This window comes from Streptomyces sp. SAS_281, assembly GCF_052542855.1.
Genome location: NZ_JBMNDO010000242.1, coordinates 1 through 2,602, shown reverse-complemented (window position 1 = coordinate 2,602; position 2,602 = coordinate 1). Strand labels below are relative to the sequence as shown.

At 72.1% G+C, this 2,602-nt stretch carries 2 protein-coding genes; one reads left to right on the top strand and one right to left on the bottom strand.

From position 1 onward, the window contains the following. Positions 1-149: 149 nt before the first annotated feature. Positions 150-641 (bottom strand): lamin tail domain-containing protein, encoded by a 492-nt coding sequence (locus tag ACN6LM_RS37855; protein ID WP_445069960.1) that lies wholly within the window; start codon positions 639-641, stop codon positions 150-152. Between the two features lie 608 nt (positions 642-1,249). On the opposite strand from ACN6LM_RS37855, the gene ACN6LM_RS37850 reads away from it, so the two are divergent. Next, positions 1,250-2,560: a pectate lyase gene (locus tag ACN6LM_RS37850; RefSeq protein ID WP_445069959.1), complete on the top strand. Its 1,311-nt coding sequence runs from the start codon at positions 1,250-1,252 to the stop codon at positions 2,558-2,560. Positions 2,561-2,602: the final 42 nt, after the last annotated feature.

Below are 2,602 nucleotides of genomic sequence, written 5' to 3'. Positions count from 1 at the left end.
CCCCCCCCCCCCCCCCCCCCCCCCCCCCCCCCCCCCCCCCCCCCCCCCCCCCCCCCCCCCCCCCCCCCCCCCCCCCCCCCCCCCCCCCCCCCCCCCCCGACAGGGGGCCACGGGCGGCGGCCCGGGTTCAGCGGGCCGCCGCCGGTGGGTCAGCGGCGGTGGCCGTGGTGGTGGCCGTGGTGGTGGCGTCCCCAGGACTCGGAGTCGACCTTGTGGCCGCGCGCGTCGCGCAGGGTGGCGGTGTCGCTGTCGTCCCAGACGTAGTGGCGCCGGTCCTGGTAGACGTCGTGGCGGGTGTCGCGGCCGACGCCGGTGTGGACGCGCACCGAGGAGCGGCCGGGCAGGCGCAGGTCGAACTCGTACGTGCGGTGGCTCTCGTCGCTGAGCGTCCAGCCGCGCAGGTTCACCGCGTGCCGCCCGGTGTTGGTGACGGTGACCCACTCGCCGTTCAGGCTCCGGTTCGAGCCGTTGTCGCGGCCGGGGCTGTCGTACTGGATCTTGCCCAGGACGACGGTCGGACGCGGGGCGTGGTGGCCCCGGCCGTGGTCGTGGCCGTCGGCGGCCGCGGGGAGGGCGGCGGCGGCGACCAGTGCGCCGGAAGCGAGGACGGCGGCGGTGATCCGTCGTGCGGAACGGGACATGAAGACCCCTCAGGTGCAGGCCCGGACCGGTCGGGTCCGGGCGGTTCTCCGTTCCCGGCGTCGTGCCGGGAGCCACACCTTGGACCCGTCGGCTGCCGTGCGGGAACCTCATCGGGGCGTGTTACGAAGTGCGGATATTTCCGTCACACACGGCTGTAGTCGGCATGGAGGGAAAGCTGCGGGTACCTGTCAATTCCTGTCCGCTGCAACCAGCCGTACGACGCCTGGTTGACGGGGTCGACCGTGCGGGCGACCCGGCCGGATGGCCCGTCGGCGACCCTGCGCGCCGGACCTGGGCGTTCGTAACAAACAGACCGCGCGCGCTGCTGAACGCACGTTCCGTTACCGGCGGAACGGTCGCACGGGCATTCGCACGAACAGCGGCCGGGTCCTGCCGCAGGGGCCGCACGGGAAGGAGAGGGCGCACCTAGTTCTTGACCGGTGCATGACGGTGCCGTACGGTCACGGCAGTTCGCATACAAGAACTCGGTTCATCATGTGGAACGGTCATGGCGCCGTTCCACACGGTCGAGGGATCACCTTACCACCGCACCGAACCACTCATTGGTGCCCGCGGAGGACGCCGCGGGCGGTGAAAGGAACACCCAGTGCGTACCAGAAATCAGCATGCCAGACGGCGGGGCGGCCGGACAGCCGCGTCGTTCGTCGCCCTCTCCTCACTGCTCCTCGCCGGTGTCACGGCGCTGGTCGCGACCGGTTCCGCGGCGGCCGCGCCCGCGACCGGCGCGTACAGCCTGTCGAACGCGGCGAGCGGGCTGTGCCTTGAGGTTCCCGGCTCGGGCACCTCCGACGGCACCCAGCTCGCCCAGCGCGGCTGCACCGGGGCCGCCAACCAGACATGGCAGCTCAAGACCTCCGGCAGCGGCTACACACTGACCGCCGCGCACAGCGGCAAGTGCGCCGGGGTGCGGGGCGCCTCCACCAGCGCGGGCAAGGCCGTCGAGCAGCAGAGCTGCACCGGCGGGGCCGGCCAGGTGTGGACGCTCTCACCGGTGAGCGGCGACACCTACCGCGTAGTCAACGCCAACGGCGGCAAGTGCCTCAACGTGAAGGACAGCTCCACCGCGGCCGGTGCCCTGGTCCAGCAGAACTCGTGCGACTCGGTGACCAGCAAGAGCTGGACCTTCACCGCGGCGGGTTCGACGCCGACGGACCCGACCGACCCCACGGACCCGCCGACCGATCCGCCGACCGACCCCGGGACCCGCCCCGCGTGGCCGTCGGCCAACGGCAGCCAGCCCCTGACCTCGACGATGAAGGTGTCCGGCAGCTACGACGGCGGCATGAAGCGCTTCTACGGAAGCGGCGACCTGGGCAGCGACGGCCAGGACGAGGACCAGCCCGCGCTGATCGAGCTGGCCGACGGAGCCACCCTGCAGAACGTCATCCTGGGCTCCCCGGCGGCCGACGGTGTGCACTGCGCGGGCGCCTGCACGCTGAAGAACGTCTGGTGGGAGGACGTGGGTGAGGACGCCGCGACCTTCCTCGGCGGTTCCTCCTCGCTGGTCCGCACGGTCGACGGCGGCGGCGCGCGCGGCGCCGACGACAAGGTCTTCCAGCACAACGGCGGCGGCACGCTGGTCATCAAGAACTTCCAGGTCGAGGACTTCGGCAAGCTCTACCGCTCCTGCGGCAACTGCAAGACCCAGTACGGCAGGCACGTCCAGGTGCAGAACGTATGGGTCACCGCGCCGGGCGACACCCTGGTCGGCATCAACACCAACTACGGTGACACGGCACGCTTCTCGGGCGTCACGATCTACGACGACGCCGGCCACGACATCGACATCTGCACGAAGTACAAGGGCGTGACCAGCGGCGAACCGTCCAAGACGGGCACCGGCGCGGACATCACGAACTGCCTCTACAGCGCTTCGGACATCACGTACGCGGACTGACCGCGACCGGCCCGGGGCCCGCCCCCCTCCCCGGGGGCGGGC